The sequence below is a fragment of the Streptomyces sp. NPDC029216 genome (genome assembly GCF_040648015.1).
GTDB lineage: Bacteria > Actinomycetota > Actinomycetes > Streptomycetales > Streptomycetaceae > Streptomyces.
On record NZ_JBEZWL010000030.1, the window covers coordinates 36,643 to 62,837 of the forward strand.

The following is a 26,195-nucleotide window of genomic DNA, read 5'->3' on the forward strand; positions in this document are numbered from 1 at the left end:
CCCCTCAGTCCCATTCCAGGCCGCCCCGGCGCCAGACGTATGCGTAGGCGACGAAGACGGTGAGCACGAAGAGCAGCATCTCGACGAGCCCGAAGATCCCCAGGGAGTCGAAGGTGACGGCCCAGGGGTAGAGGAAGACGATCTCGATGTCGAAGACGATGAAGAGCATCGCCGTGAGGTAGTACTTGATGGGGAAGCGACCGCCGCCGGCGGGCATGGGGGTGGGCTCGATGCCGCACTCGTACGCCTCAAGCTTCGCCCGGTTGTACCTTTTTGGGCCGATCAGCGTGGCCATGACCACGGAGAAGATCGCAAACCCTGCGCCGATGGCGCCGAGCACGAGGATGGGTGCGTAGGCATTCACGCTCCTCGCTCCTTCCAGTCGTCCTTGACCGTCAGTCGCATGTGAGGCAGTTCACAAGCCAGACTGGTGCGCATCTTATGCCTGCCGGTCTGTGATCTGCGACACGGGTAACAAGACCGAGTTTGTGATCTCCACCACCCGACGAACGATCATGAAGTCCGATGAGTGGTGATCTTCGCACGCAAGGCATCCACATGATCACCAAAGGTGACATCCGACCTCGTCGCCGCAGGTGAAAGCTGGCTTGCACTATCAAAGAGTGGGCCCTACAGGCAAATTGGCTACAGGGCGGCCCGGGTGATAAAGGAACCCGCCTCCCCCGTCCGAGGGGTCCGGCGAGACGAAAGTGGACGGCGCGCTCCGCGCCGGGGGGATGTGCATCCGTTCACGAACCGCACGACTGGTTCACGGTCGGATCACGGACCGGCCACAGCGCCCCCACAGCGGCAGGTAACTGTGACCTGCGACACACTGGATGGGGCCCGCCAAAAGGGGGCTTGGCCATCTGTGCGGGTCGATGGTAGGCGGTGGATCAATTCGGACTTATTACTGAAACCCCATGATCACAGCCTTGTGAAGGGGTGTCCGTTTCGCCCGTTACGGCGTCAATAAGAGGCGCGGCGCGCCCGGTTGCCAGCGTTTTTCCGCAACTGTGGCGCAGACCACGTTTCTTGAAGGAGACCCTGCACCCCTGATAGCGGTTGTCCCATGTCCCACACCGCTCACATACCCAGCCACCGGAAGCCCCGCCGCAGCGCCTCGAAGCTCGCGGTCCGCGCCGGAGTTGCCGGTGGCGTCCTCAGCACCCTGGCGATGGCCGGCACCGCGAGCGCGACCCCGTCCACCGAGCCGGTGGCCGAGACGACGCTGGAGATGCCGGTCCTCAGCCTGGACCTCGGCACCGAGGTCTCCAACGCGGTCAACACGGCCGCCGAGAACACCCGCGTCGCCGCCGTCGAGGCCGCCGTCACCGGCGAGCTGAACGCCCAGGAGGAGAGCGCCCGCACGGGTGCCGCCGCCGAGGCGAAGCAGGCGAAGGAAGACGCCCAGAAGGTCGCCGAGCAGAAGGCGAAGCAGGAGGCCGACCGCAAGGCCGAGGCCGAGCGCGCCACCCGCAGCTCCGGCCGCTCCTCCCTGACCAGCGCCTCCGCCTCCGACGACGGCAGCGGTGCCACCGTCAAGAGCGGCTCCACCAGCGGCCGCTCCTCCGCGACCGGCTCCGCCGCGGCCATCATCAACTTCGCCTACGCCCAGATCGGCAAGGCGTACGTGCTGGGTGCCTCCGGCCCCAACGCGTGGGACTGTTCGAGCCTGGTGCAGGCCGCCTACCGCCAGGCCGGCATCAGCCTGGACCGCGTCTCGCAGGACCAGTCCGCGTCGGGCACCCCGGTCTCGCTGAGCAACCTCCAGCCGGGCGACGTCCTCTACTGGGGCTCCCGCGGCAGCGCGTACCACGTCGCCATCTACGTGGGCGGCGGCAAGTTCGTCGGCGCGCAGAACCCCAGCACGGGCATCGTCGAGCGCCCGATGAGCTACGACATGCCGACCGGCGCCGTCCGCTTCCTCTGACCCACCCGGTCCCCGCGAGGTCCGGTACTCCCCCTCCCCCAGCTACCGCTGGGAGGTGCCCCCAGGGGGCGGAGTACCGGACCTTCGGCATGCCCGGAATCCCGCCCGCCGGACGGCCCGTGCGGAACGCTCCGGAGCCCTGCGAAGATGGACGGCGTACCCGTGCGACCGCAGCGATTCCTGGAGGTGGTGATCCCGTGAGCGGAACCTCGTGCGAGGAGCCCGGCGCCGGCGCGGACACCGCCCTCCCCGCAGCGCTCGGCCTCGGCCTGCTGTCGGTCGGCGGCTGGCTGCTGACCACCGCCCGCCCCTGGCACAAACCCGGCAGCCCCCTGACCCTGGGCCTCGGCTGGACCGTCTCCGGCGCCCTCCTGCTCGCCGGACTCGGCCTGCTGGCCCGCTGCGTGCGCACCGTCCACGGAGCGCCCGAAGGGGCCGAGGAGCCCGCGGACGGCTGAGCCGCCCACCGGAAAGGCCCGGGGGCGGCTCAGGGACGTCCTGGCCCGGCTCAGGCCTTCGGGGCCACCTTCGACAGGCCGTTGATGATGCGGTCCATCGCGTCACCGCCCGTCGGGTCCGTCAGGTTCGCCAGCATCTTCAGCGTGAAGCGCATCAGCACCGGGTGCGTCAGGCCGCGCTGCGTGGCGATCTTCATGACCTTCGGGTTGCCGATCAGCTTCACGAAGGCGCGGCCCAGCGAGTAGTAGCCGCCGTAGGTCTCCTTCAGCACCTTCGGGTAGTTGTGCAGCGCCAGCTCGCGCTGCGCCGGGGTGGCGCGCGCGTGGGCCTGCACGATGACGTCCGCCGCGATCTGGCCGGACTCCATCGCGTAGGCGATGCCCTCGCCGTTGAACGGGTTGACGAGCCCGCCCGCGTCACCGACCAGCAGCAGGCCCTTGGTGTAGTGCGGCTGCCGGTTGAAGGCCATCGGCAGGGCCGCGCCGCGGATCGGCTGCGTCATGTTCTCGGGCGTGTAGCCCCAGTCCTCCGGCATGGACGCGCACCAGGCCTTGAGGACCTCGCGCCAGTCCAGCTCCTTGAACGCGGAGGAGGAGTTGAGGATGCCGAGGCCGACGTTGGACGTGCCGTCGCCCATGCCGAAGATCCAGCCGTAGCCGGGCAGCAGCCGGTCCTGCGGACCGCGCCGGTCCCACAGCTCCAGCCAGGACTCCAGGTAGTCGTCGTCGTGCCGGGGCGAGGTGAAGTACGTGCGCACCGCCACGCCCATCGGGCGGTCCTCGCGCCGGTGCAGGCCCATCGCGAGGGAGAGCCGCGAGGAGTTGCCGTCGGCCGCGACGACGAGCGGGGCGTGGAAGGTGACCGGGGTCTTCTCCTCGCCGAGCTTCGCCTGCACCCCGGTGATGTGCCCGGTGCGCGGGTCCCGGACGGGCTCGCCGACGTTGCAGCGCTCGTACAGGCGGGCGCCGGCCTTCTGCGCCTGGCGGGCCAGGGTCTCGTCGAAGTCGTCGCGCTTGCGGACGAGTCCGTAGTCCGGGAACGAGGCGAGTTCCGGCCAGTCCAGCTGGAGCCGCTGGCCGCCGCCGATGATGCGCAGGCCCTTGTTGCGCAGCCAGCCGGCCTCTTCGGAGATGTCGATGCCCATCGCCACCAGCTGCTTGGTGGCGCGCGGGGTCAGACCGTCACCGCAGACCTTCTCGCGCGGGAACGCCGTCTTCTCCAGGAGCAGGACGTCGAGTCCGGCCTTCGCGAGGTAGTAGGCGGTCGTCGAGCCGGCGGGCCCGGCCCCGACGACGATCACGTCAGCGCGGTGTTCGGAGAGGGGCTCGGTGGGCTCGGTCACTGCGGGGTCTCCCGAAGGCTCGATAAGGGGTGCCCAACGGCACAGGACATGACGCAGTCTAAGCAGCGAGAGAGATCGCGATCCGAAGGGCTGCCCGATGACGACCTCGCCGACGACCCGGCCACCGATGCCGCCACTGCCCGCGGTCCGGCTCCGCGTACCGATCGACGAGGACGCGGCCGCCTGGCACCGCGTCTTCGACGACGCGGACGTGATGGAGTTCCTCGGCGGGCCCGCGGAACCGTCCGTGTACGAGGAGTTCACGGCCCGGCAGCGGATGCACGACGCCCAGCTGGGGCACTGCCTGTGGACGCTGCTGGACGAGGAGGGCGAGGTCATCGGCTTCACGGGCGCACAGCCGTGGCCGGCGGACAAGCCGTGGGGGCCCGTGGGGCGGATCGAGATCGGGTGGCGGCTGGGGCGCGCGGCGTGGGGGAAGGGGTACGCGTACGCGGCTGCGCTGGCCGCGCTCGATCGGCTGCGGGGGGTGGGGGTGGAGGGGGTGTGTGCGGTGATCGATGCCCGTAACGTCCGTTCGGTGGCGGTTGCGGAGCGGTTGGGCATGACGCCGGGGGAGGAACTCACGACCCCGGGCGGCCGCCCGGCCCGCGTGTACGAGCTCGCGCTCACCTGACGTGGCCGGCGGGGCTGGATTTCGCGCAGCGGTGCACGCCCCCTCGGGTCAGAAGATGCTGAGGCCCGTCAGGGTGGTGAAGCGGTCCAGGGCGGTCACGCCTGCTACCGAGTTGCCCTGGGCGTCGAGGCCCGGGCTCCACACCGCGAGGGTGCACCGGCCCGGGACCACCGCGATGATGCCCCCGCCGACCCCGCTCTTGCCCGGCAGTCCCACCCGGTACGCGAACTCCCCCGCCGCGTCGTACGTCCCGCAGGTCAGCATCACCGCGTTGACCTGCTTCGCCTCGCTGCGCGTCAGGAGGCGGGAGCCGTCCGCCCGCAGGCCGTGGCGGGCCAGGAAACGGCCCGCCAGGGCCAGGTCCGCGCAGGTCATCTCGATCGAGCACTGCCAGAAGTAGTGGTCCAGCAGCGCCGGCACGGGGTTGTCGATGTTGCCGTACGAGGCCATGAAGTGCGCCACGGCCGCGTTCCGGTCCCCGTGTTCGTGCTCGGACGCGGCCACCTCCGCGTCGAAGCCGATGTCCGGGTTCCCGCTCTCCTGCCGCAGGAAGTCCAGCAGTTCGCTGCTGGCGTCGCCCGTCAGGGTCTGCAGCCGGTCGGTGACGACGAGCGCGCCCGCGTTGATGAACGGGTTGCGCGGGATGCCGTTCTCGTACTCCAGCTGCACCAGGGAGTTGAACGGGTTGCCGGACGGCTCCCGCCCCACCCGCTCCCACAGGCTGTCCCCGCCCTCCGCGAGGGCGAGGGCCAGCGCGAAGACCTTCGTGATCGACTGGGTGGAGAAGGGGACCCGCCAGTCACCGGTGCCGAAGACGTTGCCGTCGAGGTCGGCGACCGCCATCCCGAACTGCCGCGGGTCCACGCCCGCCAGCGCCGGGATGTACTCGGCCGGGGTGCCGCTGCCGATGAGCGGGGCGACGTCCTCCGCGATCTGCTCCAGGAGGTGCTGGTAGTCCATGGGTGTCACAGGTACCAACGGACGTTACCGGGCCTTGACGCCGCGGTGCAGGGCCACGATGCCGCCGCTCAGGTTGCGCCACGCGACCTTGTCCCAGCCCGCCTTCCGCAGCAGCCCGGCCAGCGCCGGCTGGTCCGGCCACTCGCGGATGGACTCGGCGAGGTACACGTACGCGTCGGGGTTGGAGGACACCGCGCGGGCCACCGGCGGCAGGGCGCGCATCAGGTACTCGGTGTAGACGGTGCGGAACGGCGCCCACGTCGGCTGCGAGAACTCGCTGATGACGACCTGCCCGCCCGGCTTGGTCACCCGGTACAGCTCGCGCAGCGCGGCGTCCGTGTCCTGGACGTTGCGCAGCCCGAAGGAGATCGTCACCGTGTCGAAGACGTCGTCCTTGAACGGGAGCCGGGTCGCGTCGCCCGCCGTCAGCGGGAGCCACGGGTTGCGCTTCTTGCCCTCCCGCAGCATGCCGAGGGAGAAGTCGCAGGGGACGACGTAGGCGCCGGTCGCGGCGTACGGGAGGGACGAGGTCGCGGTGCCGGCGGCCAGGTCGAGCACCTTCTGGCCGGGGCGGGCGGCGACCGCCTTGGCGGCCTCCTTGCGCCACAGGCGCGCCTGCCCGAGGGAGAGGACGTCGTTGGTGAGGTCGTACTTGGCCGCCACGCCGTCGAACATGGAGGCGACTTCGTGCGGCTGCTTGTCCAGGGAAGCCCTTGTCACTGGCGGTGGCCCCTCGGTGCTCGATGTGTCTGCCGGTCGGGTCGGTCGGCTCGTACGGGCCCATCCTCTCAGGCCCCCGGCCCCGGCGGCGCGGTGCCCTCGCCCGGGGCCAGGGGGTGTCCGGCGGATCAGGGGCCCGGCCATGATCCGCCGGACACCCCCTGAACGGCCTAGCGCCGCCGGTGCAGCAGCCGGCCTCCGATGACGGTGGCCACGCAGGTCGTCGCCCCGCGTTCCAGCAGCTCGGCCTCGTCCGCCACCGCGAACACCGCGAACCGGGCCGCGGCACCCGCCTCCAGCACCCCGTGGAAGGCCTGCCCGGCGCTCTCCAGCCCGGTCAGCGGGTCCAGCGCGGGCGTGCCCCCGTAAGGGGCGGGCGGGACGACGGCCAGGCCCGAGCGGGCCACCGCCGTGCGCACCGCCGGGATCGTGAACCGCCCCGCCACCGCCACCACCCCGCGCGCCAGCAGCTTCTGCGTGCCGCGCCGGGCGCTGTTGCCCCGGCGGGACTCGGTCAGCTTCAGGGCTTCGAGGGCCTCGGCGCCGGTGATCGGGTCGGCGCCGAGCTCGGTGACCTCGTACGGGTCGTCCGGGTAGTACGTCCCCTCCAGCAGCACGTCCGCCCCGCGCGCCAGCAGCCCCGGGGTCAGCACCCCGGGCCAGCGCCGCACGCGGGCGTGCGGCGCTGCCGCGCCGACCTCCTCGTACGGGCCGGTGCGGACGATCCGGTCGCCCTCCACCAGGACCGCGCCGGCCTCCAGCGGGGTCGCGCCGGGGCCGGTGACGAGGAGTTCGGCGGTGTGCAGCGTCAGCATCGGGGATCGTCCGCGTTCGTTCGCGTCAGTTCGTGGAGACGAGCTTCAGCTCGGGGTGCGCGGTGCCCCCCTCGATGGCGGTCGAGGAGATGTGCGAGACGACGCGGTCGTCGACGGGGTCGTTCGCCGGGTCGTCGTGCACGACGAGGTGCTCGTACGTCGTGGCACGCTGCGCCGGGACGCGGCCCGCCTTGCGGATCAGGTCGATGATCTCCTGGCGGTTCGAGCGGTGCTTGGCACCGGCGGAGGAGACCACGTTCTCCTCCAGCATGATCGAACCGAGGTCGTCGGCGCCGTAGTGCAGGGAGAGCTGGCCCGCCTCCTTGCCGACGGTCAGCCAGGAGCCCTGGATGTGCGCGACGTTGTCGAGGAAGAGCCGCGCGATCGCGATCATGCGCAGGTACTCGAAGACGGTCGCCTGGGTCCGGCCCTTGAGGTGGTTGTTCTCGGGCTGGTACGTGTACGGGATGAAGGCGCGGAAGCCGCCGGTGCGGTCCTGCGTGTCGCGGATCATCGCGATGTGCTCGATGCGCTCGGCGTTGGTCTCGCCGGTGCCCATCAGCATGGTGGAGGTGGACTCCACGCCCAGCTTGTGGGCGATCTCCATGATCTCCAGCCAGCGTTCGCCGGACTCCTTCAGCGGGGCGATCGCCTTGCGCGGCCGCTCCGGCAGGAGTTCGGCGCCGGCGCCGGCGAAGGAGTCGAGGCCGGCCGCGTGGATGCGCTTGATGGCCTCCTCCGCCGAGACCCCCGAGATACGGGCCATGTGGTCGACCTCGGACGCGCCGAGGGAGTGGATGACCAGCTGCGGGAAGGCCTTCTTGATGGCGGAGAAGTGCTCCTCGTAGTACTCCACGCCGTAGTCCGGGTGGTGCCCGCCCTGGAACATCACCTGCGTGCCGCCGAGCTCGACGGTCTCCGCGCAGCGGCGCAGGATGTCGTCGAGGTCGCGGCTCCAGCCCTTCTTCGTGTCCTTGGGGGCCGCGTAGAAGGCGCAGAACTTGCAGGCCGTGACGCACACGTTGGTGTAGTTGATGTTGCGCTCGATGATGTACGTCGCGATGTGCTCGGTACCCGCGTAGCGGCGGCGGCGCACCGCGTCGGCGGCCTGGCCGAGGGCGTGCAGCGGGGCGTGCCGGTAGAGGTCGAGCGCCTCTTCCTTGGTGATCCGGCCCCCCTCGGCGGCGCGGTCGAGGACGGACTGGAGTGCGGCCAGGTCGGTCACCGGTGGGTCACCTTTCGGCGGTGTGTCAAGGGTCCGGACCGATCCAGCCTACGCCAGGGCCCGTGCCCGGCTCCTCCAGGGGGCCGGGGCGGAACGGGGCGCCGCGTCAGGGGCTGCGGGTGAGGTCCCCCTCGGGGTTGCCGGCCCCCCTGTCGCCCGACCTGTAGTGCAGCGAGCCACCGGGGTTGAGGGTGAAGCGTTCGTCGGCGGAGCCGCCCGCGCAGATGCCCGGGGCGGGGTTGGGGCCGCCGGAGCTGTCCAGGACCAGGGAGCCGTCGGTGGCGGAGGAGAGCTTCCAGTCGCCGCTGCAGTCGGTGCCGAGGAGGGGCAGGACCGACTTGTCCCGGCCGACGACCTCGCCGACCTTTCCGGCCTTGATGGTGATCTCGAACTCGGCAGTGGCCCCGAGGTTGGTGGTGACGGTGCCCTTCCAGGTGCCGATGAGCTCCTTGGGGACGTCGCCGCGGGTCCCCTTGGGCGGGGCGGACGCCGACGCGGACGGGGACGCCGGCGCGGATGGAGCTCCGGACGAGCCGCCGCCCGGGGTGGAGGCGGCCGTCGGGGGGTGCCCCACCGCAGCGTCCCGGCTGCCCTGCCCGGGCAGCAGGCCCATCCCGTACAGCCCGCCGGACAGTGCCGCCAGGACGGCGGCCGCGCCGAGCACGAGGGTGCAGCTGAAGCGGCGGCCGGCCGCGCTGAGGGTGACCCGGCCGCCCTCGGCGCCGGAAGCGGTCCGCGGCTGCGGCACGCCGGCGCGCCCGGCCGTCTCGGTGGGCGCCCCGTACACGCCGCCGCCGAAGCTGCCGGGGCCGTAGGACCCCGCGCCGCCGGCGTACCCCGAGGGGGTCCCGTACGAGGGGTCCGGCGTCCCGAACCCGACCCCGACGGGCCCGCCGAACGACCCCTGCGTGAACGGCACCGGCCCGGACGCCGACGCGGATCCCGCGCCGAACCCGGCCCCGGAGCCGGCGCCGGGGCCGACCCCGCCCTCGGAGGAATCGGCGTCCAGGTCCAGCAGGGCCACCGCCGCCCGGCTCGCCTCCTCCACCAGCGGCGCCGGCAGCCAGCCCGGGGCCCCCAGGGCACCGCCCAGCGCCGCCGCCAGGGCCTGCGGCGTCGGCCGCTCGGCCGCCGCCTTGGCCAGGCAGGACGCGACGAGCTCGCGCAGCCCCCCGGCGGGGATCGCGTCCAGCTCCGGCGGCTCGTGCACCACCTTGTAGAGAAGGGTCGCGGAGTTGTCCCCGCTGAACGGCGGCCGGCCGGTCGCCGCGAAGGCCAGGACCGCGCCCAGGGAGAACACGTCCGAGGCGCCCGTGACGCCCTTGCCGAGGATCTGCTCCGGCGACATGTAGCCGGGCGAGCCGATGGACACCCCGGTGGAGGTCAGCGAGGCGGTGCCGTCCGTGGCCCGGGCGATCCCGAAGTCGATCAGCCGCGGCCCGTCGAGGGTCAGCATCACGTTCGACGGCTTCACGTCCCGGTGGACGAGGCCCAGCCCGTGCACCGCCACCAGCGCCCGCGCCAGCCCCGCGCCCACGGCCCGTACCGAGGCCTCCGGCAGCGGGCCGTGCCCGGCGACCGCCCGGTCCAGCGAGGGCCCCGCCACGTACCCGGTCGCCACCCACGGCACGGCCGCCTCCGGGTCGGCGTCGAGCACGGGCGCGGTCCACTCCCCGCCCACCCGCCGCGCGGCCTCCACCTCGCGGCGGAAGCGGGCGCGGAACTCGGTGTCGGAGGCGAAGTGCGGGTGCACGACCTTCACCGCGACGGTCCGGCCGCCCGCACTGCGGCCCAGGTAGACCCGGCCCATACCGCCCGCGCCGAGCCGGCCGAGCAGCCGGTACGCGCCGATCGTCCGCGGCTCACCGGCTTCGAGCGGCTGCATCGCGTCCCCCCTGTCCCCGGGCTCCGTGGTCACCCGGACAGCAGCACCTTAGGGGGTGGGGCGGGGTCGGCGCCGGTGCGCGCGGCGCAGCACCTGCCGCCGTGAACCGGGGGTTCTCGTCCCGGTGCGCCGGACCCGCCGGATCAAAGGGTTCCGCCGTCGTCTTCCGCCGAATGCCGTCCGCTTCCCCGCACCGCGGCCCGTATTCCCCGGAAGACATCTTCTTCCGCTTCACCGGACGTGTGCGACGGGAATGCGAAAGGCGAACGAATTACCGGCAAACGGAACATTCCCGTTCCGTGAAGCGGAAGATCCCCCTTGAAGATCTCCGGGGTATTGGCGATCAGCGTTCCGGGGCCGCCACCTTCAGCAACTCCACGTCCACATCCGCCGCGTAGCCCGTGTCGGCTCCCGTGCGGCGGGCGAATTCCCTTACCCCGGCGAGTTGTTCCGGACCGAAGCGGAAGTCGAGGGTGGTGAAGTAGCGCTGGAGCAGCCCGGCGTCGAAGGCCTCCCAGCGCGCCGCCTGCTCGGCGACCTTCACGACCTCCTCCAGGGAGAGGTCCCGGGAGGCGAGGAAGGACTCGTGGACCTCCCGGACGATCCCGGGTTCTCGGGCCAGGTAGTCCTTGCGGGCGGCCCAGACGGCGAAGACGAACGGCAGCCCCGTCCACTCCTTCCACATCAGACCCAGGTCGTGCACGGTCAGGCCCAGCCGGGGGGCGTCGTGCAGCGAGGCGCGCAGCGCGGCGTCGCCGATCAGCACCGCCGCATCGGCCTCCTGCATCATCAGCCCCAGGTCAGGGGGGCAGGTGTAGTAGTCGGGCCGCACTCCGTACTGCTCGGCGAGCAGCAGCTGGGCGAGGCGGACGGAGGTGCGGGAGGTCGAGCCGAGGGCCACCCGGGCCCCGTCCAGCTGCTCCAGCGGGACCTGCGAGACGATCACGCAGGACATGACGGGGCCGTCGCAGCCGACGGCGATGTCCTGGAGGGCGACGAGCTGGTCGGCGTTGCGGAGGAACTCCACGAGGGTGATCGGGGCGATGTCCAGCTCGCCCCGGACGAGGCGCTCGCTGAGCTTCTCGGGGGTGTCCTTGGTCAGCTCCATGTCCAGCAGCGTGCCGGTGCGCGCGAGTCCCCAGTAGAGGGGCAGGCAGTTCAGGAACTGGATGTGGCCGACCCTGGGCCGGCTGCGATAGACGTCCACATCGCGAGACTAGCCCCGGTTCTCCGTCAGCGATCGAGCGGGTCTCAAACGTCCGAGTGACGTGATCTTTCCCTCTGGTCTCGCCCCGAGGGTGCGTGCTAGGCTCGACGCAAGTTGCAGTTTGGTTTCCCTTGCAGTACGAGGCCTGCGGAGCATGTAACCCGCAGGCTTTTGTAGTTTTCAGACTTCTTAGCAGGTTCTGGAGCAGGGCGACCCTTTGGCCCATAGGAGGGCTCATGGCTACCGGAACCGTGAAGTGGTTCAACGCTGAAAAGGGCTTCGGCTTCATCGCCCAGGACGGCGGCGGCCCGGATGTCTTCGTCCACTACTCCGCGATCAACGCCTCTGGCTTCCGCTCCCTGGAGGAGAACCAGCAGGTGAACTTCGACGTCACGCAGGGTCCGAAGGGCCCGCAGGCGGAGAACGTCACCCCGGCCTAAGTCGCCAGGCCGACCGGATCGCGGTCGGATAACGCAGTACCCAAGGAGCCCTGCCCCCTTCCGTGCGAACGGAAGGGGGCGGGGCTCCTGCCTTTTTGCTCCGGAGCGGGCACCCGCCGCCGGCCGCCGTTCGGGCGAATCCTGGCTCCCCTGAGTGATGCCCCCTCGCACTGTGTGCACATGGACGACGGCACGGCCGGTCGCGCTGGGCGACCGGCCGTGCCGTCGTGTGTGCGGTGCCTGCGGGCCCGGGTCAGGCGGTGGGCGCCGCCTTGGGGGCGGTGACCGTGAGGTCCAGGACCAGCTCGGTGCCGTCCGCCGTGGTCAGCCGCAGGTGGTAGGTGCCGGCGGGCACGTCCGCGGTCAGCAGGTCCGGCAGGGCGATCTTCCCGTCGGCCTTGGTCTTGGGCAGCGCCAGGGTGAACAGCTTCTGGCCGTCCGCCGCGCCCTTGAAGTACGGGCCCTTGGCCGTCTGCGGGTCCACCGGGACCCAGGCCCCGGGCTTGCCCGTGACCAGCTCGGCGGTGACCTGGACGCCCGCCTCGGGCGTGTCGCCGCGGGCCGCCAGGAAGGCCAGGCCCTGGACCGGGGCGCCGGCCGCGACCTCGACGGCCTTGGAGCCGTCGGTACGGGTCAGCGCCAGCGGCTTCTCGGCGGGCTTCTCGGTGACCTTGCCGTCCAGGGCCACGGTGAACTGGCCCTTGGCGTCGTAGGCCGTGGCCCGCAGGGTGAAGGTGCCCGCCTTCGGGCCCGCCTTGAGGCGCGGGGCGGTGGCGATGCCCTCGGCGTCGGTACGGACGACCACGCTCGACTCGTCGCCGAAGACGAAGCCCGTGCCGCCGGTGGTGTCCTGCTCGACCGCGACGACCACGGCCTGGCCGGCCGCCGGCTTGCCGTCGCTCAGCACCGCCTTGAAGCGGGCGCCCTCCGCGAACGTGCTGCCGGCCTCCGCCTCCAGCTTCGCGTCGCCGACCCGCTCCAGCTTGGCCAGGGTGGCGGGCGCCGGGGTCGGCTTGGACGGGTCCGGCGTCGGGGTGGGCTTCGGGTCCGGCTTGGGCGTCGGCTTGGGGTCCGGCGTCGGCGCCGGCTTCGACCCGGACGGGTTCGGGGACGGGACGTGCGGCGGGGTGGGCACGGTCGGCGTCGGCGGGGTCGGGTAGGTGCCCATGGGCGGGTTCGGGATCCCGGCGGTGCCGTCCTGCTGGTACTGGCGCATGTAGCCGAGCACGCTGTTCACGTACTCGCGCGAGTCGTTGTAGCCGAGGATCGCCCTGTCGAGGTCGGCCGGGTTCGAGAGGTCCTTGCCGCCCGAGCAGAGGTAGAGGCCCGCGCCCAGCGCCGCGTCGTAGATGTTGTTCGCGTCGCGCTTGCCGTCCCCGTTGCCGTCGGCCTTCCAGGTGGCCCAGGTGGAGGGGATGAACTGGAGCGGGCCGAAGGCGCGGTCGTACTCGGTGTCGCCGTCGAACTCGCCCTTGTCGGTGTCGAGGATCTTCGCGAAGCCGTTGCCGTCGAGGCGCGGGCCGCGGATGGGCCGCTCGGTGGTGCCGTCGTCCTTGAGTCCGTAGCCGGAGGCGTGCACGGACTCGACGCGGCCTATGCCCGCGACGAGCTGCCAGGGCAGCTTGCACGTGGGGAGGGCGGCGGCGACGGCGACCTCGGCGCGCTTGTAGGCGTCGAGGGCGGTCGCGGGGATGCCGGCGGCGCCTTCGGCGGCCGTTCCCCCCGCTGCGGGCGGGACGACCGGGTCGGCGAGCTGGCCCGGAAGGTCGAGGCGGGCGTCACCGCGGTCGGTGGCCTGCGGGCTGTCCGGGGTGGGTTCGGCCTCGCCCGCGCCCGCGACCGGGGTGTTGGTCACGACGGCGGCGGTGGTGAGACTCGCCGCGAGCGCAGCCGTGCACAGAACCTTGCGCGAGGTGTTGACTACATGACGGTGAAGCGGCTTCACGGTGCGGCGATCCCCCCAAGGCGGCCGGCGAAGTCAGGTGCACGGCCGGTCGGGCCGTGATTGTTCTGTCTATCAGGTATTCGGATACGACTCGCCGTCGCCCCCGCAGATATGACGCACCATTCGTCTCGGCTTCACCCGTCTGTGGCCCAGGACGTCCAGCCCGGCTCCTGCGGCCCTCCGGCCCGCCCCGAACGGGACCTCCCGCCCTGCCCGGAACATCCCAAAGACCCCTCCTGGCAGGCCTCATGGGAATTTAGCCTGTTTTCATGGCGAGTGGCGGCAAGAAGGACCAGCGGCGGGCAGCCCGCGAACGGCTCCTGACGGAAGGGGAGGAGCGGGAGGAGCGGGCCCGGCAGGCCCGGCGGCGCGGGCGGCTGCTCGTCGGCGGGGCGCTGGCCGCCGTCCTCGCGGTCGCGGCCGGGGTGGGCATCTACGCCTCCCGGTCGGCGGGTTCGGGGGAGAGCGGGGCGGGCGGCAGGACGGCAAGGGGGTGGACGTGCTGACGGGCGAGGGCCTGGAGACGATCACCCCGGGGGCCTTCGGGCAGCTGGTCGCGGCGAACCGGAAGCGGTGACCGCGGCCGCGGCCCCCGGCATGACCGGGGAACAGAGCAACTCCTGATACTTTCAGGCCAGACGAGAGCACTGGTGTACGACGCCTCCTCCTTCCGTGAACGCGTCCGGAAGGAGGAGCGGGCCGTGGTCCAGGCCGTTCGCCGCCCTGCCTCCGCCCGCCGGCCGCCGCTCTCCTGCCCGCGCCGCCGATCCCGAAGGCCTGCCATGACCACTCCGCCGCCGCAGCAGCCCGCGCCGAATCCCTACTCGGGCGCCCCGGTCCCGCCGAACCCGTACGCGGGCGCCGCCGCCCAGCAGCCGAACCCGTACACCCAGCAGCCCGCCGGCCAGCCCGGCCAGCCGCCCGCCGCGCACCCCGGCCAGCCCGGCCAGCCCGGCCAGCCCGGCCAGCCGCCCGTCGGCTACCCGACCAACCCGGGCGCCGGCTACCCGCCGCAGCCCGCCACCGGCTTCCCGACCCAGCAGGGCGGCCCCGGCGCCCTGCCGCACGACCCCGCGTACGCGCCCCCGTACGGCCACGCGCCCGCGCCCGGCTGCCGCAACTGCGGGGCCCCGGAGGCGGCGAACTTCGCGGTCCGCGCCCACGTCGGCGTGCTGATCCTGATGCGCTTCCACACCCTCAACGGCCCCTTCTGCCGCCAGTGCGGCCGGGCGCTGGTCCGGATCATGACCACCAAGACCCTGTGCCAGGGCTGGTGGGGCCCCCTGTCCCTGGTGATCTTCACGCCGTTCACGCTGCTCTGGAACCTGATCGCCTCGATCAAGTTCGGCAAGCTCCCGAACCCCACCCCCGCGCCGGGCCGCCAGCCGCTGGAGGAGGGCCCGCCGGTGCACGCCCGGCCGCTCGCCTACGTGGCGATCATCCCGCTGCTGTGGTTCACCTGGGTCCTCGTGAACATCTACCTGGACGCCACCGGGCGCCGCTGAACCCCGGCACCCGACCCGCGCCCCCGCACCCCTTCACACTGCAGCCACGCCCCCTTACCCTGACGCACCGTCAGAAAGCATCCGAGTCGCCGGGAGCGCGTCATGCTGCTGCGAGGGAAGACCGTCGTCGTCTCCGGTGTGGGGGCCGGGCTCGGCCACCAGGTGGCCGCCGCCGTGGTCCGCGACGGCGGGAACGCCGTGCTCGGCGCGCGCACCGAGGCCAACCTGGCCAAATCCGCCGCCGAGATCGACCCCGACGGCGCGCACACCGCGTACCTGCCCACCGACATCACCGACGAGCGGCAGTGCGAGGCCCTCGCCGCGCTCGCGTCCGAGCGCTTCGGCGGCATCGACGCCGTCGTGCACGTCGCCGCCTGGGACTCCTACTTCGGGGGCCTGGAGGACGCCGACTTCGGCACCTGGCAGCAGATCCTCGACGTCAACCTCCTCGGCACCCTGCGCATGACCCGCGCCTGCCTGCCCGCCCTCAAGACCCGGGGCGGCGGTTCCGTCGTCCTCATCGGCACCCAGTCCGCCGTCGCCGCCCCGAACGAGGTCCGCCAGGCCGCGTACGCCGCCTCCAAGGGCGCGCTGACCTCCGCCATGTACTCCCTGGCCCGCGAGCTCGGCCCGCACCGGATCCGCGTCAACACCGTGCTGCCCGGCTGGATGTGGGGCCCGCCCGTCCAGGCCTTCGTCACCTTCACCGCCCACACCGAGGGCGTCCCCGAGGCCGAGGTCCACGCCCGCCTCACCGACCGGATGGCCCTGCCGGACCTCGCCACCGACGGGGACGTGGCGGACGCCGCCGTGTTCCTCGCCTCCGACCGGGCGCGGGCGATAACCGGCCAGTCCCTGCTGGTCAACGCCGGTGAGCTGATGCGATGACGCCCTCCAACGGCCCCCGGGCGGATCGTATGCTCGCCGTATGACCACTCCGAGTGACGCTCCGACCGACAACGCGATGCGCCGCGCGCTCCGGCGGGCCCGCGACGGCGTCGCGCTCGACGCGACCGAGGCGGCCGTGCTGCTCCAGGCCCGCGGCACGGCCCTGGAAGACCTGGCCGCCTCGGCCGCCCGGGTCCGCGACGCGGGCCTGGCGGCCGCCGGCCGCGCGGGCATGATCACGTACTCGAAGAGCGTGTTCATCCCCCTCACCCGGCTGTGCCGCGACAAGTGCCACTACTGCACCTTCGCCACCGTCCCCGGCAAGCTGCGGCGTGCGGGCCACGGGATGTTCATGTCCCCGGACGAGGTCCTCGACATCGCCCGCCGGGGCGCCGCCCTCGGCTGCAAGGAAGCGCTCATCACCCTCGGGGACAAGCCCGAGGACCGCTGGCCCGAGGCCCGCGAGTGGCTGGAGGCGGAGGGCTACGACGACACGATCTCCTACGTCCGCGCCATCTCCGTCCGCATCCTGGAGGAGACCGGGCTGCTGCCCCACCTCAACCCCGGGGTGATGTCCTGGGCGGACTTCCAGCGCCTCAAGCCGGTCGCGCCGTCCATGGGCATGATGCTGGAGACCACCGCCACCCGCCTGTGGTCCGAGCCCGGCGGCCCGCACCACGGCTCCCCCGACAAGGAGCCGGCCGTCCGGCTGCGGGTCCTGGAGGACGCCGGCCGTTCCTCCGTCCCCTTCACCTCCGGGCTGCTGATCGGCATCGGGGAGACGTACGAGGAGCGCGCCGAGTCGCTGTTCGCGCTGCGCCGGATCTCCCGCGCCTACCACGGCATCCAGGAGCTGATCATCCAGAACTTCCGCGCCAAGCCGGACACGGCGATGCGCGGGATGCCGGACGCCGAACTGGACGACCTGGTCGCCACGATCGCCGTCGCCCGGCACATCATGGGCCCCTCGGCCTGCCTCCAGGCCCCGCCCAACCTGGTCGACGGCGAGTACGCCCGCCTGATCGGCGCCGGCATCGACGACTGGGGCGGGGTCTCCCCGCTCACCCCGGACCACGTCAACCCCGAGCGGCCCTGGCCCCAGATCGACCTGCTGGCCGAGCGGTCGGCGGCGGCCGGGTTCGAGCTCCGCGAACGGCTCTGCGTGTACCCGGAGTTCGTGCGCCGGGGCGAGCCCTGGCTGGACCCCCGCCTGCTGCCCCACGTGCGGGCGCTGGCCGACCCGGAGACCGGCCTGGCCCTCCCGGACGCCACCGTCGAGGGGCACCCCTGGCAGGAGCCGGAGGAGGCGTTCACCGCCGCCGGGCGCACCGACCTGCACACCGCCATCGACACCGAGGGCCGCACGGGCGACCGCCGCGAGGACTTCGACCACGTCTACGGCGACTGGGAGGCCCTGCGCGAGGCCGCCGCCCCCGGCATGGTCCCCGAGCGCATCGACACCGACGTACGGGCCGCGCTCGCGCAGGCCGCCGACGACCCGGAGGGGCTCGGCGACGACCAGGCCCTGGCCCTGCTGCACGCGGACGGCCCCGCGCTGGACGCCCTGTGCCGGATCGCGGACGACCTGCGCCGGTCGGTGGTGGGCGAGGACGTCACGTACATCGTCACGCGGAACATCAACTTCACCAACGTCTGCTACACCGGCTGCCGTTTCTGCGCCTTCGCTCAGCGGCGCACCGACGCCGACGCGTACACCCTCTCCCTGGAGCAGGTCGCCGACCGGGCCGCCCAGGCCTGGGAGGTGGGCGCCGTCGAGGTGTGCATGCAGGGCGGGATCCACCCGGACCTGCCCGGGACGGCGTACTTCGACATCGCGCGAGCGGTCAAGCAGCGGGTTCCGGGCATGCACGTGCACGCCTTCTCCCCGATGGAGGTCGTCAACGGCGCCACCCGCACCGGGATGTCGGTACGGGACTGGCTGGCGGCCGCCAAGGAGGCCGGGCTGGACTCGATCCCGGGCACGGCGGCGGAGATCCTGGACGACGAGGTCCGCTGGGTGCTCACCAAGGGCAAGCTGCCCACGGCCGACTGGACCGAGGTCATCACCACCGCGCACGAGCTGGGCATCCGCTCCTCGTCCACGATGATGTACGGGCACGTGGACCAGCCCCGGCACTGGCTCGGCCACTTCCGCACCCTGGCCCGCATCCAGGAGAGCGCGCTCGCCAAGGGCGTGGAGGGGTTCACGGAGTTCGTGACGCTCCCCTTCATCCACACCAACGCCCCCGTCTACCTGGCGGGCATCGCCCGGCCCGGCCCGACGGTCCGCGACAACCGGGCGGTGACGGCGATGGCCCGGCTGCTGCTGCACCCGCACATCCCCAACATCCAGACGAGCTGGGTGAAGCTGGGCACGGAGGGCGCGGCCGAGATGCTCCGGTCCGGGGCCAACGACCTGGGCGGGACGCTGATGGAGGAGACCATCTCCCGTATGGCGGGGTCCTCGTACGGCTCGTACAAGTCGGTCCGGGACCTGGTCGCGGTCGCCGAGGCCGCGGGCCGGCCGGCGAGGGCCCGTACGACCCTGTACGGGGAGGTCCCGCAGGAGCGGCAGGACGCGGCCCGCGCCTCGGACGGGCACCTGCCGCAGCTGCTGCCGGTCCTGGACTGAGCGCAGGGGAGCGGGGCCCGTCCCACGGACCCCGCTCCCGTCCTGCTCGCGATGCGGTGGTCAGCCGACGAGCAGGTCCCGCTTCAGCTCGCGCAGCTCCCGGGCGTCGATGCCGAGGCCGTCCTTCAGGTAGCGGTCGAAGGTGCCGTACCTGGCCTTGACCTCGTCGTAGCCCGCGTTCAGGTACTCGGGGCGCACGTCGAGCATCGGCTTGTAGACGGCGGCCTGCGGGGCCGGCAGGCGGGAGAGGATCGCGTCGTTGGCGGCCTTGCGGTAGTCGTTGCTGGCCAGGTAGTCGGCCATCACGGTCTCCTGCGGGACGCCGAGGGCGGTCAGCAGCGTGGCGTCCGCCCAGCCGGTGCGGTCCTTGCCGGCGGTGCAGTGGAAGAGGACGGCGTGGGCGCGGTCGTCGCGGAGCCCGTCGAGCACCTGCGCGTAGGCCTTCTTGCCGCCCTCGCCGCCGACCATGCTCCGCTCGGCGCCGATCATGGCCTGGACGGCCTCGTCGGGGGACTTGGGCAGGGTCTGGAAGGCGCCGGAGCCAGCGAAGACGTCGGCGACGGCGTAGTGGGCGCCGGCCGGGACCCGGTCGGCGTCCTTGGTGCGCTCGTCCTGCGTGCGCAGGTCGAAGACGGTCTTCACGCGCAGCCGCTGGAGCGTGGCCAGGTCGTCGGCGGTGAGCTTGTCGAGGGCGTCCGAGCGGTAGACCTCGCCCATCTTGACCCAGTGGCCGTCGGCGGTGCGGTGGCCGCCGACGTCACGGAAGTTGACCGCGCCCTCCAGCCTGATCCGCCGGTCGGCGAGGTGCAGGCCCTGGCCGTGGTCGGCCTTGAAGTCGAACCACTGGCGGTCGGCGGCGGGCAGCCCCTTGACCGTGGCCCGGCCCTGGGCGCCGCCCCGGGCGACGACCTTGCCGTTCGCCTTGATCTCGACGTGCCGGGTGCCCTTGGCGTTCCACTCCAGCGCGAACGAGCCGTCGGCGGAGGCGGTGACGGCGGCCTCGGTGAAGGGGATGGAGGTGCGGTCGTGGTGGCGGCCGGGCCATTCCCAGCCGGAGGCGGAGGCGGCGGGGGCCACGACCAGGGAGGCGGCGAGAGCGGAGGCAGCGACGGCGGTCGCGGCGAGGAGAGCCTTCTTCATGGGGTCGAGGCTCGGGGCCCGCGGAGAACCGGGGATGAACAGGACATGGCTGGATCCAGCCCCCGGAAAGGCAAGTGACAAAACGTGCCACTGATCATTCTCACCCCCTGGACCACCCAGGCTGACCGATCTGACCGGAACGGCTCGCATTCCGGCCGTTCTCCGCTCACTTATGGGCGACCTGACCGACGTCTTCCGAATCCGACCGAAGTCGTCCACTACAGTGCGCGCCAGACTCTGGGGGGAACGACATGGACACGACGACGACGGCGGCCGCCGAAACGGTGACACCCACGGGGGCGGAAGCCGCGCCGCCCCCCTCGGCCCTCACCCTGTGGGGCCGCACCGAACAGCAGGACTTCCGCAGCCGGGTGCGCGGCACCCTGCTCGGCTCCGCCATCGGCGACGCCCTCGGCGCCCCCGTCGGCGGCCTCTCCCTGGTGGGCATCCGCGAGGCCCACGGCCCGGCCGGCCTCACCGAACCCGCCCCCGCCCACGGCCGCCGCGGCACCGTCACCGCGTCCACCCAGCTCACCCTGTTCACCGTCGACGGCCTGATACGGGCCCACGTGCGCCGGGACACCGGCGGCTGGCACCCCCCGACCGACGTCCACCGCGCCTACCTCCGCTGGGCCGCCACCCAGCACGACTGGGGCCCCGACGAGCGCCGCGAGAACGACGGCTGGCTCGCCCGCGAGGAGTGGCTCTACGCCCGCCGCGACCCCGACCGGGCCTGCCTGACCGGCTTCGCCGACGACACCCTCGGCACCCTGGACCAGCCCAAGAACCCCACCGCCCGCGACGCCGCCGCCACCGTACGGTCGTCCCCGTTCGGGCTCCTCGTCGGCTGGGACCCCGCCCTCGTCCTCCAGCTCGCCGTCGAGTGCGCCGCCCAGAGCCACGGCCACCCCACCGCGTACCTGTCGGCCGGGGCCCTCGCCGTCATCGTCCACGGCCTCACCCGGGGCGAGACCCTCGACACCTCCGTCCGGCGCGCCCTCGCCCTCCTCGCCGCCCGCCCCGGCCACCAGCCCGTCACCGACGCCCTGCGCCGCGCCGTCGCCGCCGTCACCGAGGGCACGCCCGGCCCCGGAACCGTCGAGTCCCTCTCCCCCGACGACGACGCCTCCGCCGTCCTTGCCACCGCCGTCTACTGCGCCCTCGTCGCGGAGGACGTCCGGCACGGGCTAAGCCTGGCCGTCAACCACGGCGGCAACTCCACCGCCACCGGCGCCGTGTGCGGGGCCCTGCTCGGCGCCCTCCACGGCGAGACCGCACTCCCGGCCCCCTGGCTCACCACCCTGGAGGGCCGGGCCACCATCCTGGAACTGGCCGACGACTTCGCCCTGGAAATGACCCACGGCCCCACCCTCCACAGCCCCTCGACCTCCACCCCCGCCTGGCTGACCCGCTACCCGAGGGGCTGACGCCTTCAAAATCCGGCCTCGCCGGCGTTCGAGGCGCGGGGACCCCGTTACGCCACACCCCGAGGCCGCACCCACAACGCCTCCCCCACCGCACACAGCTCACCGTCCGCGGTAGCCAACGCAGTGCCCACCGCACACTTACGCCCCTCCACCCCCAACAGCCAGGCGTACGACACCAGACCCCCCGCCCCCGGCACCACCCGCAGCAGCCGTCCCGTCAGCGCGGCCGTGACCGCCCCGGCAGGACCCCCCTCACCGAGCAGCCGGCCCGCCGCATTGCCCGGGCAGTCCAGCGCGGCCCACATCAGCTCGGGCGGCAGCAGCCCTTCGGGGTCGAGGAGCGCGGGGTCCGGGGTCCAGGCGGCAGCCACGAGGTCCCGCCCCTCCACCACCCCGCAGTGCAGCCGCAGCCCCATCGCCGGGCTCCGCCCCAGCCCGCATCCGAAACAGTCGACCTGCCCGTCCGGCGGCGCCGCCCGGTAGGCGTCGGCGGCCTTCGAGGCCTCCGCCCAGGAGGGCGCCTCCGGCACCTCCCCGCCCGGCGCGGCCACCGCCGTCGCGGCGGCGAGCAGCACCCCGTCCGCGTCGAGTACGGCGGCACCCGTCCCGTCGGCCCCGGCCCCCACCCGCACCGCGGTCATGGTCGGCACGGGCCGCCGGAAGTCCACCCGCACCGCCCCGCCACCGGCACCGGAACCGGCGCCGACCCCACCCCCCGGCACCCGCGCCGCCAACACCCCAGCCACGTAACCTCCGAAGGCCACCCCGGGGTACCCGTGCAGCGTCTCCGGAACGGTGATCGTCTCCATAGCGTCCATACCTCCCACCTCACCACACGCCCTGCCACCCGCACCCCGAACCCCGTACCTTGGCCCTCCCGACGACTCGGAGGTGCCCTCGCCCATGCGGATCGCCACGACCATCTTCCTCACCGACCGCACCGTCTCCCCCACCCGTCTCGCCCACTCCCTCGAAGAGCGCGGCTTCTCCGGCCTCTACCTCCCCGAGCACACCCACATCCCCATCAGCCGCGCCACCTCCGCCCCCATGGGCGGCGAACTCCCCGACCAGTACGGCCGCACCCTCGACCCCTTCGTGGCCCTCGCCCAGGCCGCCGCCGTCACCCGCCGCCTCCACCTCGGCACCGGCATCACCCTGGTCGCCCAGCACGACCCCATCGGCCTCGCCAAGCAGGCCGCCACCCTCGACCACCTCAGCGGCGGCCGCCTCACCCTCGGCATCGGCTACGGCTGGAACGTCGAGGAGGCCGCCGACCACGGCGTCGACTGGCCCACCCGACGCGAACGCGTCCGCGCGCACATGGCCCTGATGCGCGCCCTGTGGTCCCCGAAGCCGACCGCGTACGAGGGCCCGTACGGCTCCGTCCAGGCCAGCCTCGCCTACCCCAAGCCGGCCACGCCCCCGCGCGAACTCCCGGCCGGGGAGCGGCTGCACGGCCCCCGCACGCTCATCGGCGGCGCGGCCGGCCCGAAGCTGTTCGCCGCCGTCGCCGACCACGCCGACGGCTGGCTCCCCATCGGCGGCCGCGGCCTGACCGAGAGCCTGCCGGTGCTGCGCCGGGCCTGGGAGGACGCCGGGCGCGACCCCAAGACCCTCCAGGTGGTCCCGTACGCCGTCCAGCCCAACCCCGGCAAGCTCGCCCACTACGCCGAGCTGGGCATCGAGGAGGTCGTCCTGCAACTCCCGTCGGCCCGGGAGGAGGAGGTCCTGCGCACCCTGGACGACTACGCGCAGTACCTCTGAAACTCCGGGCCCCGGGACTACGCGGCTCCGGGCCACCGGAACTCCGGGACACGGCGGCCGGAACCGCCCCGGCCCGGCGGAGCGTGTCTTCAGGTGCCTCGGCCCGCCCGCACGGCTGGTACTTTGGCGCGTTCCTTTCCGCTCCACTCCGTCGATCGATCAACTCGCTTCCCTGGGGGACCTTCCCGTGCACAGCACCCGCACCCTGCGCATCACCGCCTTCACCGCCGCCGGCCTGGCCGCCGCCCTGACCCTGACCGCCTGTGGCAGCGACAGCTCCCCGAAGGCGGACGCGAAGCCCAGCTCCGCCGCCTCCACCCCGACCGCCGCCCCGACCGCCGCCCCGACGGCCGGCGCGAGCACGGGGACGGGCGCGGGCACGGGTGCGGGCACGCTGGAAGGCGGCTGGATCTCGATCCAGAAGAGCGTGGTGCTCACGGTCAAGGGCCAGAAGGCGTTCGTGGTCGAGGGCACCACCGGCCTGACCTGCGAGGGCACCGCCAGCGGTGCCGACCTCGACCTGAAGTGCCCGGCGGGCGGCACCCGTTCCAAGGGCAAGGTCGACTCGGTCGACGCCACCACCCTGAAGGTCACCTGGGAAGGCGCCGCCGGCCAGGACACCTTCCAGAAGAGCGAGCCGGGCAAGCTCCCGTCGCTCCCGGCCCTGCCGACGAAGAAGTAGCCGAGGAGGGGCCGCGCCAAGGTCCCCCGGCATGACGAACCGGGCCCGGTGCTCTAGGGAGGCTCCGGGCCCGGTTCGGCGTCACGCTCCCGCGTGCTGGATCGGAACCTGCGGCTCCGATCCCCCCGTTGACGGCGCCGACCGCGCGGCACCGCTGAAGGAAAGCTAGGGTCCCGGTGGACCGGCCGCCAGCTCACGGATGCACGGTCGCGGGGCAGGAGGGTGTCACCGGTGCACGGTGCGCCTCCTGTGACCGGCCCGGACGCGGGTGGGAAGGGCCGGGAGGGTCCGTGTCCAGCTCCCCCGCCGCGGTGAGGGCGAGCACCACCTCGTAGAGCCCGCTCCCGCCCGCGATGAGCTGCCGCCGCAGCAGCGCCTCCGCCGCGCGCAGGTGCTCGCGCACGGTCTGCGGGTGCACGCCCCGGCGCCGGGCGGCCGGCTCCACCGCACAGTTCTCCCCGACCCAGTCGCACAGGGTGCGGCGCAGATCCCGCTCGTCGGTGGAGAGCGGGGCGAGGAGGCTCTGGGCCCAGGCCCGGACGGGTGCGCTGGCGAGGAGCCCGTCCAGCAGCCGGGGGCCGGCATCGACCGGCCCAGCGGGGCTGGGGGCACTGGTGGCCCCGGTGGGCCCGGTGGGCCTGGTGGACCCGGTGGCATGCTCGCGCTCGCCTCCGCCTCCGTCGTGGAACCGCAGGGCGAGGTCCAGCGCCGCGCGGGCCCGGACGTCGCCCAGGTCCAGCCCGAGCAGCCCGGCCGCCCGGTCAAGCCGCGCCCGTACGGTGTTGCGGCTGATCCCGAGCAGCCGTGCCGCGTTCACCGCGGTGAACTCCAGCCCGAGCCGCACGGTGGCCGTGAGCTGACCCCGGTCCTGCGGCGGCACGGCCGCCAGCGGCCGCAGGAACGCAGCCGCCCAGGCCGCCGCCGCGCCCGCGTCCAGCACCTCCGGCAGCCGGATCCGGGCGGAGTGGTCGGCCACCCGGCCGGGCAGGAGGCGCGCGGCGGCGAGGCTCCGCATGGCGTCGTCGTAGCCGGCGGCGACCCGTGAGAGGGAGTGCCGGTCGCTGACCCCGAGGAACACCCCGGGGTGATCGGCGACGAACTCGCGGAGGGCGGCTTCCGCCCCGCCGTCGGCAGGACCGGGGCCGGGGGTCCCCAGGGGCGCCACGACGATGACGTGCCCGTCGTCCGCGGGGCACCGCACGACCAGCGCCCGCCCGGCGAGCAGCCCCTCACAGGCCCGGGCCACCTCCCGCCGCTCCGCCTCGGGGGCCTCCAGTACGAGGACCACCGCGCGTTCCGCGTCCAGCAGGCCGGGCCGCAGCCCGGCCATCGTCCGCTGGGCGAGGGCGACTTCGCCGCCCATGAGCAGCTGGAGGACGGACAGCCGCACCCCGTAGCCCGCCTCCGCCAGCCGGCGCCGCTGCGCGTCGGCCTCACCGGCCCGCAGGAGGAGCTCCAGGACGGTGGCGGCGTGGGCGACGAGGGAGGCGGCCGTCTCGTCGTAGGGGGTGGGGCGGGAGACGACGAGCACCGGGTGCGGGCTCTCGGGGCCCAGCGCCAGCAGGCGAAGGTACCGCCCGGGCTCGGACACCACGGCGGAGCGGGGGGTGCCGGCGGAGACGGCTCGGAGGAGGTGGGGGTCGGGGTGGGGGGCGGGTTGGGGGTCCGGTCCCCCGGCCCCGAGCCGCGCGACCCCTCCGACGGCCCCGCCCAGCCAGGCGAGCACCCTGCGGACGGCCGCGCGGTGCCCGTGGGGGGCGACGCGGGCGGCCTTGAGCAGGCCGGCGAGCGGGTCGGCCGGGCGCGCACCCGGGGTCCCAACTACGGGTTCAGGCGTGCCAGTCACCGATACCCCGCCTTTCCTCTGCACCGGGCCCCGCCTCGGATGCTAGTCCCCGGCCGGGGGCGGCCGGCGGCGCGCATGTGGGGCGTCCGGAGTTCCGCCCAGACCGTTTTGCCGATGATCCGGTCCATCACCCCCCAGTCGGTCGCGACCGCGTCCACGGTGCGCAGCCCGTAGCCGGACCCCGCCACCTGGACCGCCTTCCTGGGCGGGGTCACCGCCTAAGGCGGCGGGATCGGCCCCGGCGCCGCCACGCCCGGGGCCGGACGCCAGAAGCGCCCGTCAGGCAGGGCCTGACGGGCGCCGAGGAAGTAGTCGGCATCGCGCTGGAACCGGACACCCGGCACGGCGCGGCGGACGTGCGCCCAGATGCTCGGCGCCACGCGGTACTCGCCCGCCACCATCCAGGGGTCGTTCCCCAGCACGAAGAGGTGCCTGATCCTCAGGAACTGGTCTCGGGACAGCGAAACGGACTCGACTATCTCCTCGTCCGCCTCAGCGAAGCCGGTCAGGTCCCAGATCAGGTTGTAGCCGTCGGCGAATGGATAGTCGCTGCTCACCGCCTCAAGCTAGGCGGCGGCCGTACGCAGCCGCACCTGCTTTTACGGCGGGGCGGGGGCTTCGGGGCGGGCGGTGCATCCCTGACCAGGGTCGGGGGTGTGTCGGGGGCTTCCCGCCAGTCCACTGTCCTTCCGTGCCGGTCCGGCCTGTCAAGGGCGCTCCCTTCGGTCGCGTCGCTGCGCGATGGC

General features: G+C 73.2%; 24 protein-coding genes. 11 read left to right on the top strand and 13 right to left on the bottom strand.

From position 1 onward, the window contains the following. Positions 1–4: 4 nt before the first annotated feature. The gene (locus AB0F18_RS14325; protein ID WP_045946775.1) at positions 5–364 is read right to left on the bottom strand and encodes an NADH-quinone oxidoreductase subunit A; all 360 of its coding nucleotides are present in this window, start codon (positions 362–364) and stop codon (positions 5–7) included. Between the two features lie 708 nt (positions 365–1,072). Here AB0F18_RS14325 and AB0F18_RS14330 point away from each other — a divergent pair. Continuing rightward, positions 1,073–1,933, top strand: a complete 861-nt coding sequence (locus AB0F18_RS14330) for an NlpC/P60 family protein (protein ID WP_362059333.1) — start codon at positions 1,073–1,075, stop codon at positions 1,931–1,933. 197 nt (positions 1,934–2,130) lie between these two features. Further along, positions 2,131–2,391, top strand: a complete 261-nt coding sequence (locus AB0F18_RS14335; protein ID WP_362059336.1) for a hypothetical protein — start codon at positions 2,131–2,133, stop codon at positions 2,389–2,391. 50 nt (positions 2,392–2,441) lie between these two features. On the opposite strand, the gene AB0F18_RS14340 is transcribed toward AB0F18_RS14335, so the two are convergent. Then, a complete protein-coding gene (locus tag AB0F18_RS14340) occupies positions 2,442–3,734 on the bottom strand; it encodes a geranylgeranyl reductase family protein (protein WP_362059339.1) in 1,293 nt (430 codons plus the stop codon). Between the two features lie 97 nt (positions 3,735–3,831). Between AB0F18_RS14340 and AB0F18_RS14345 the strand changes: the two genes are divergently transcribed. Further along, complete coding sequence (locus AB0F18_RS14345; RefSeq protein ID WP_362059341.1) at positions 3,832–4,368, top strand: GNAT family N-acetyltransferase; 537 nt, start codon at positions 3,832–3,834, stop codon at positions 4,366–4,368. A 48-nt stretch (positions 4,369–4,416) separates the two neighbouring features. Here AB0F18_RS14345 and AB0F18_RS14350 read toward each other — a convergent pair whose 3' ends face one another. The 6 genes from AB0F18_RS14350 to AB0F18_RS14375 form a co-directional block, all read right to left on the bottom strand. After that, positions 4,417–5,328, bottom strand: a complete 912-nt coding sequence (locus tag AB0F18_RS14350; RefSeq protein ID WP_362059385.1) for a glutaminase — start codon at positions 5,326–5,328, stop codon at positions 4,417–4,419. Between the two features lie 24 nt (positions 5,329–5,352). Continuing rightward, complete coding sequence (locus tag AB0F18_RS14355; RefSeq protein WP_362059344.1) at positions 5,353–6,048, bottom strand: demethylmenaquinone methyltransferase; 696 nt, start codon at positions 6,046–6,048, stop codon at positions 5,353–5,355. Between the two features lie 170 nt (positions 6,049–6,218). Next, positions 6,219–6,863 (bottom strand): hypothetical protein, encoded by a 645-nt coding sequence (locus AB0F18_RS14360; RefSeq protein ID WP_362059347.1) that lies wholly within the window; start codon positions 6,861–6,863, stop codon positions 6,219–6,221. Positions 6,864–6,888: 25 nt separating this feature from the next. Further along, positions 6,889–8,088 carry a cyclic dehypoxanthinyl futalosine synthase gene (mqnC, locus tag AB0F18_RS14365; protein ID WP_362059349.1) on the bottom strand — a complete coding sequence of 400 codons (1,200 nt, stop codon included), beginning with the start codon at positions 8,086–8,088 and terminating at the stop codon, positions 6,889–6,891. Positions 8,089–8,194: 106 nt separating this feature from the next. Further along, positions 8,195–9,973 carry a serine/threonine-protein kinase gene (locus AB0F18_RS14370; RefSeq protein ID WP_362059388.1) on the bottom strand — a complete coding sequence of 593 codons (1,779 nt, stop codon included), beginning with the start codon at positions 9,971–9,973 and terminating at the stop codon, positions 8,195–8,197. Between the two features lie 343 nt (positions 9,974–10,316). Continuing rightward, positions 10,317–11,180 (bottom strand): menaquinone biosynthesis protein, encoded by an 864-nt coding sequence (locus tag AB0F18_RS14375; RefSeq protein WP_362059352.1) that lies wholly within the window; start codon positions 11,178–11,180, stop codon positions 10,317–10,319. Between the two features lie 236 nt (positions 11,181–11,416). Between AB0F18_RS14375 and AB0F18_RS14380 the strand changes: the two genes are divergently transcribed. Beyond that, positions 11,417–11,620, top strand: coding sequence for a cold-shock protein (locus AB0F18_RS14380; RefSeq protein WP_007265804.1), 204 nt, complete (start codon positions 11,417–11,419; stop codon positions 11,618–11,620). 253 nt (positions 11,621–11,873) lie between these two features. Here the strand turns inward: AB0F18_RS14380 and AB0F18_RS14385 are convergent, their stop codons facing one another. Further along, a complete protein-coding gene (locus tag AB0F18_RS14385) occupies positions 11,874–13,565 on the bottom strand; it encodes a lytic transglycosylase domain-containing protein (protein ID WP_362059354.1) in 1,692 nt (563 codons plus the stop codon). Positions 13,566–13,834: 269 nt separating this feature from the next. Between AB0F18_RS14385 and AB0F18_RS14390 the strand changes: the two genes are divergently transcribed. The 4 genes from AB0F18_RS14390 (at position 13,835) to AB0F18_RS14405 (ending at position 18,590) form a co-directional block, all read left to right on the top strand. Beyond that, on the top strand, positions 13,835–14,071 hold the full coding sequence (locus tag AB0F18_RS14390) for a hypothetical protein (RefSeq protein WP_362059356.1): 237 nt from the start codon (positions 13,835–13,837) through the stop codon (positions 14,069–14,071). A 276-nt stretch (positions 14,072–14,347) separates the two neighbouring features. Then, on the top strand, positions 14,348–15,070 hold the full coding sequence (locus AB0F18_RS14395; protein WP_362059359.1) for a hypothetical protein: 723 nt from the start codon (positions 14,348–14,350) through the stop codon (positions 15,068–15,070). A gap of 102 nt (positions 15,071–15,172) precedes the next feature. Beyond that, entirely contained in the window at positions 15,173–15,958 is a 786-nt protein-coding gene (locus tag AB0F18_RS14400) for an SDR family oxidoreductase (protein WP_362059362.1), read from the top strand. Positions 15,959–15,998: 40 nt separating this feature from the next. Beyond that, positions 15,999–18,590, top strand: coding sequence for a bifunctional FO biosynthesis protein CofGH (locus tag AB0F18_RS14405; protein WP_362059365.1), 2,592 nt, complete (start codon positions 15,999–16,001; stop codon positions 18,588–18,590). A gap of 60 nt (positions 18,591–18,650) precedes the next feature. Here the strand turns inward: AB0F18_RS14405 and AB0F18_RS14410 are convergent, their stop codons facing one another. After that, on the bottom strand, positions 18,651–19,730 hold the full coding sequence (locus AB0F18_RS14410) for a tyrosine-protein phosphatase (RefSeq protein WP_362059368.1): 1,080 nt from the start codon (positions 19,728–19,730) through the stop codon (positions 18,651–18,653). 332 nt (positions 19,731–20,062) lie between these two features. Between AB0F18_RS14410 and AB0F18_RS14415 the strand changes: the two genes are divergently transcribed. Then, positions 20,063–21,157 carry an ADP-ribosylglycohydrolase family protein gene (locus tag AB0F18_RS14415; protein WP_362059391.1) on the top strand — a complete coding sequence of 365 codons (1,095 nt, stop codon included), beginning with the start codon at positions 20,063–20,065 and terminating at the stop codon, positions 21,155–21,157. A 47-nt stretch (positions 21,158–21,204) separates the two neighbouring features. Here AB0F18_RS14415 and AB0F18_RS14420 read toward each other — a convergent pair whose 3' ends face one another. Further along, complete coding sequence (locus tag AB0F18_RS14420) at positions 21,205–21,975, bottom strand: hypothetical protein (RefSeq protein ID WP_362059370.1); 771 nt, start codon at positions 21,973–21,975, stop codon at positions 21,205–21,207. A gap of 85 nt (positions 21,976–22,060) precedes the next feature. Between AB0F18_RS14420 and AB0F18_RS14425 the strand changes: the two genes are divergently transcribed. Continuing rightward, a complete protein-coding gene (locus AB0F18_RS14425) occupies positions 22,061–22,921 on the top strand; it encodes a TIGR03619 family F420-dependent LLM class oxidoreductase (RefSeq protein WP_362059373.1) in 861 nt (286 codons plus the stop codon). Between the two features lie 187 nt (positions 22,922–23,108). After that, a complete protein-coding gene (locus AB0F18_RS14430; protein ID WP_362059376.1) occupies positions 23,109–23,603 on the top strand; it encodes a hypothetical protein in 495 nt (164 codons plus the stop codon). A gap of 193 nt (positions 23,604–23,796) precedes the next feature. Here AB0F18_RS14430 and AB0F18_RS14435 read toward each other — a convergent pair whose 3' ends face one another. Both AB0F18_RS14435 and AB0F18_RS14440 read right to left on the bottom strand, forming a co-directional pair. Further along, positions 23,797–25,449 carry a helix-turn-helix domain-containing protein gene (locus AB0F18_RS14435; protein WP_362059379.1) on the bottom strand — a complete coding sequence of 551 codons (1,653 nt, stop codon included), beginning with the start codon at positions 25,447–25,449 and terminating at the stop codon, positions 23,797–23,799. A gap of 218 nt (positions 25,450–25,667) precedes the next feature. Beyond that, the gene (locus AB0F18_RS14440; protein ID WP_362059382.1) at positions 25,668–26,006 is read right to left on the bottom strand and encodes a hypothetical protein; all 339 of its coding nucleotides are present in this window, start codon (positions 26,004–26,006) and stop codon (positions 25,668–25,670) included. Positions 26,007–26,195: the final 189 nt, after the last annotated feature.

Excerpts from the sequence above, each read along its gene's own strand:
- AB0F18_RS14330 (WP_362059333.1), top strand. The coding sequence starts at position 1,073 with ATGTCCCACACCGCTCACATACCCAGCCACCGGAAGCCCCGCCGCAGC.
- AB0F18_RS14345 (WP_362059341.1), top strand. The coding sequence starts at position 3,832 with ATGACGACCTCGCCGACGACCCGGCCACCGATGCCGCCACTGCCCGCG.
- AB0F18_RS14350 (WP_362059385.1), bottom strand. The coding sequence starts at position 5,328 with ATGGACTACCAGCACCTCCTGGAGCAGATCGCGGAGGACGTCGCCCCG.
- AB0F18_RS14360 (WP_362059347.1), bottom strand. The coding sequence starts at position 6,863 with ATGCTGACGCTGCACACCGCCGAACTCCTCGTCACCGGCCCCGGCGCG.
- AB0F18_RS14370 (WP_362059388.1), bottom strand. The coding sequence starts at position 9,973 with ATGCAGCCGCTCGAAGCCGGTGAGCCGCGGACGATCGGCGCGTACCGG.
- AB0F18_RS14380 (WP_007265804.1), top strand. The coding sequence starts at position 11,417 with ATGGCTACCGGAACCGTGAAGTGGTTCAACGCTGAAAAGGGCTTCGGC.
- AB0F18_RS14390 (WP_362059356.1), top strand. The coding sequence starts at position 13,835 with ATGGCGAGTGGCGGCAAGAAGGACCAGCGGCGGGCAGCCCGCGAACGG.
- AB0F18_RS14395 (WP_362059359.1), top strand. The coding sequence starts at position 14,348 with ATGACCACTCCGCCGCCGCAGCAGCCCGCGCCGAATCCCTACTCGGGC.
- AB0F18_RS14400 (WP_362059362.1), top strand. The coding sequence starts at position 15,173 with ATGCTGCTGCGAGGGAAGACCGTCGTCGTCTCCGGTGTGGGGGCCGGG.
- AB0F18_RS14405 (WP_362059365.1), top strand. The coding sequence starts at position 15,999 with ATGACCACTCCGAGTGACGCTCCGACCGACAACGCGATGCGCCGCGCG.
- AB0F18_RS14410 (WP_362059368.1), bottom strand. The coding sequence starts at position 19,730 with ATGAAGAAGGCTCTCCTCGCCGCGACCGCCGTCGCTGCCTCCGCTCTC.
- AB0F18_RS14420 (WP_362059370.1), bottom strand. The coding sequence starts at position 21,975 with ATGGACGCTATGGAGACGATCACCGTTCCGGAGACGCTGCACGGGTAC.
- AB0F18_RS14425 (WP_362059373.1), top strand. The coding sequence starts at position 22,061 with ATGCGGATCGCCACGACCATCTTCCTCACCGACCGCACCGTCTCCCCC.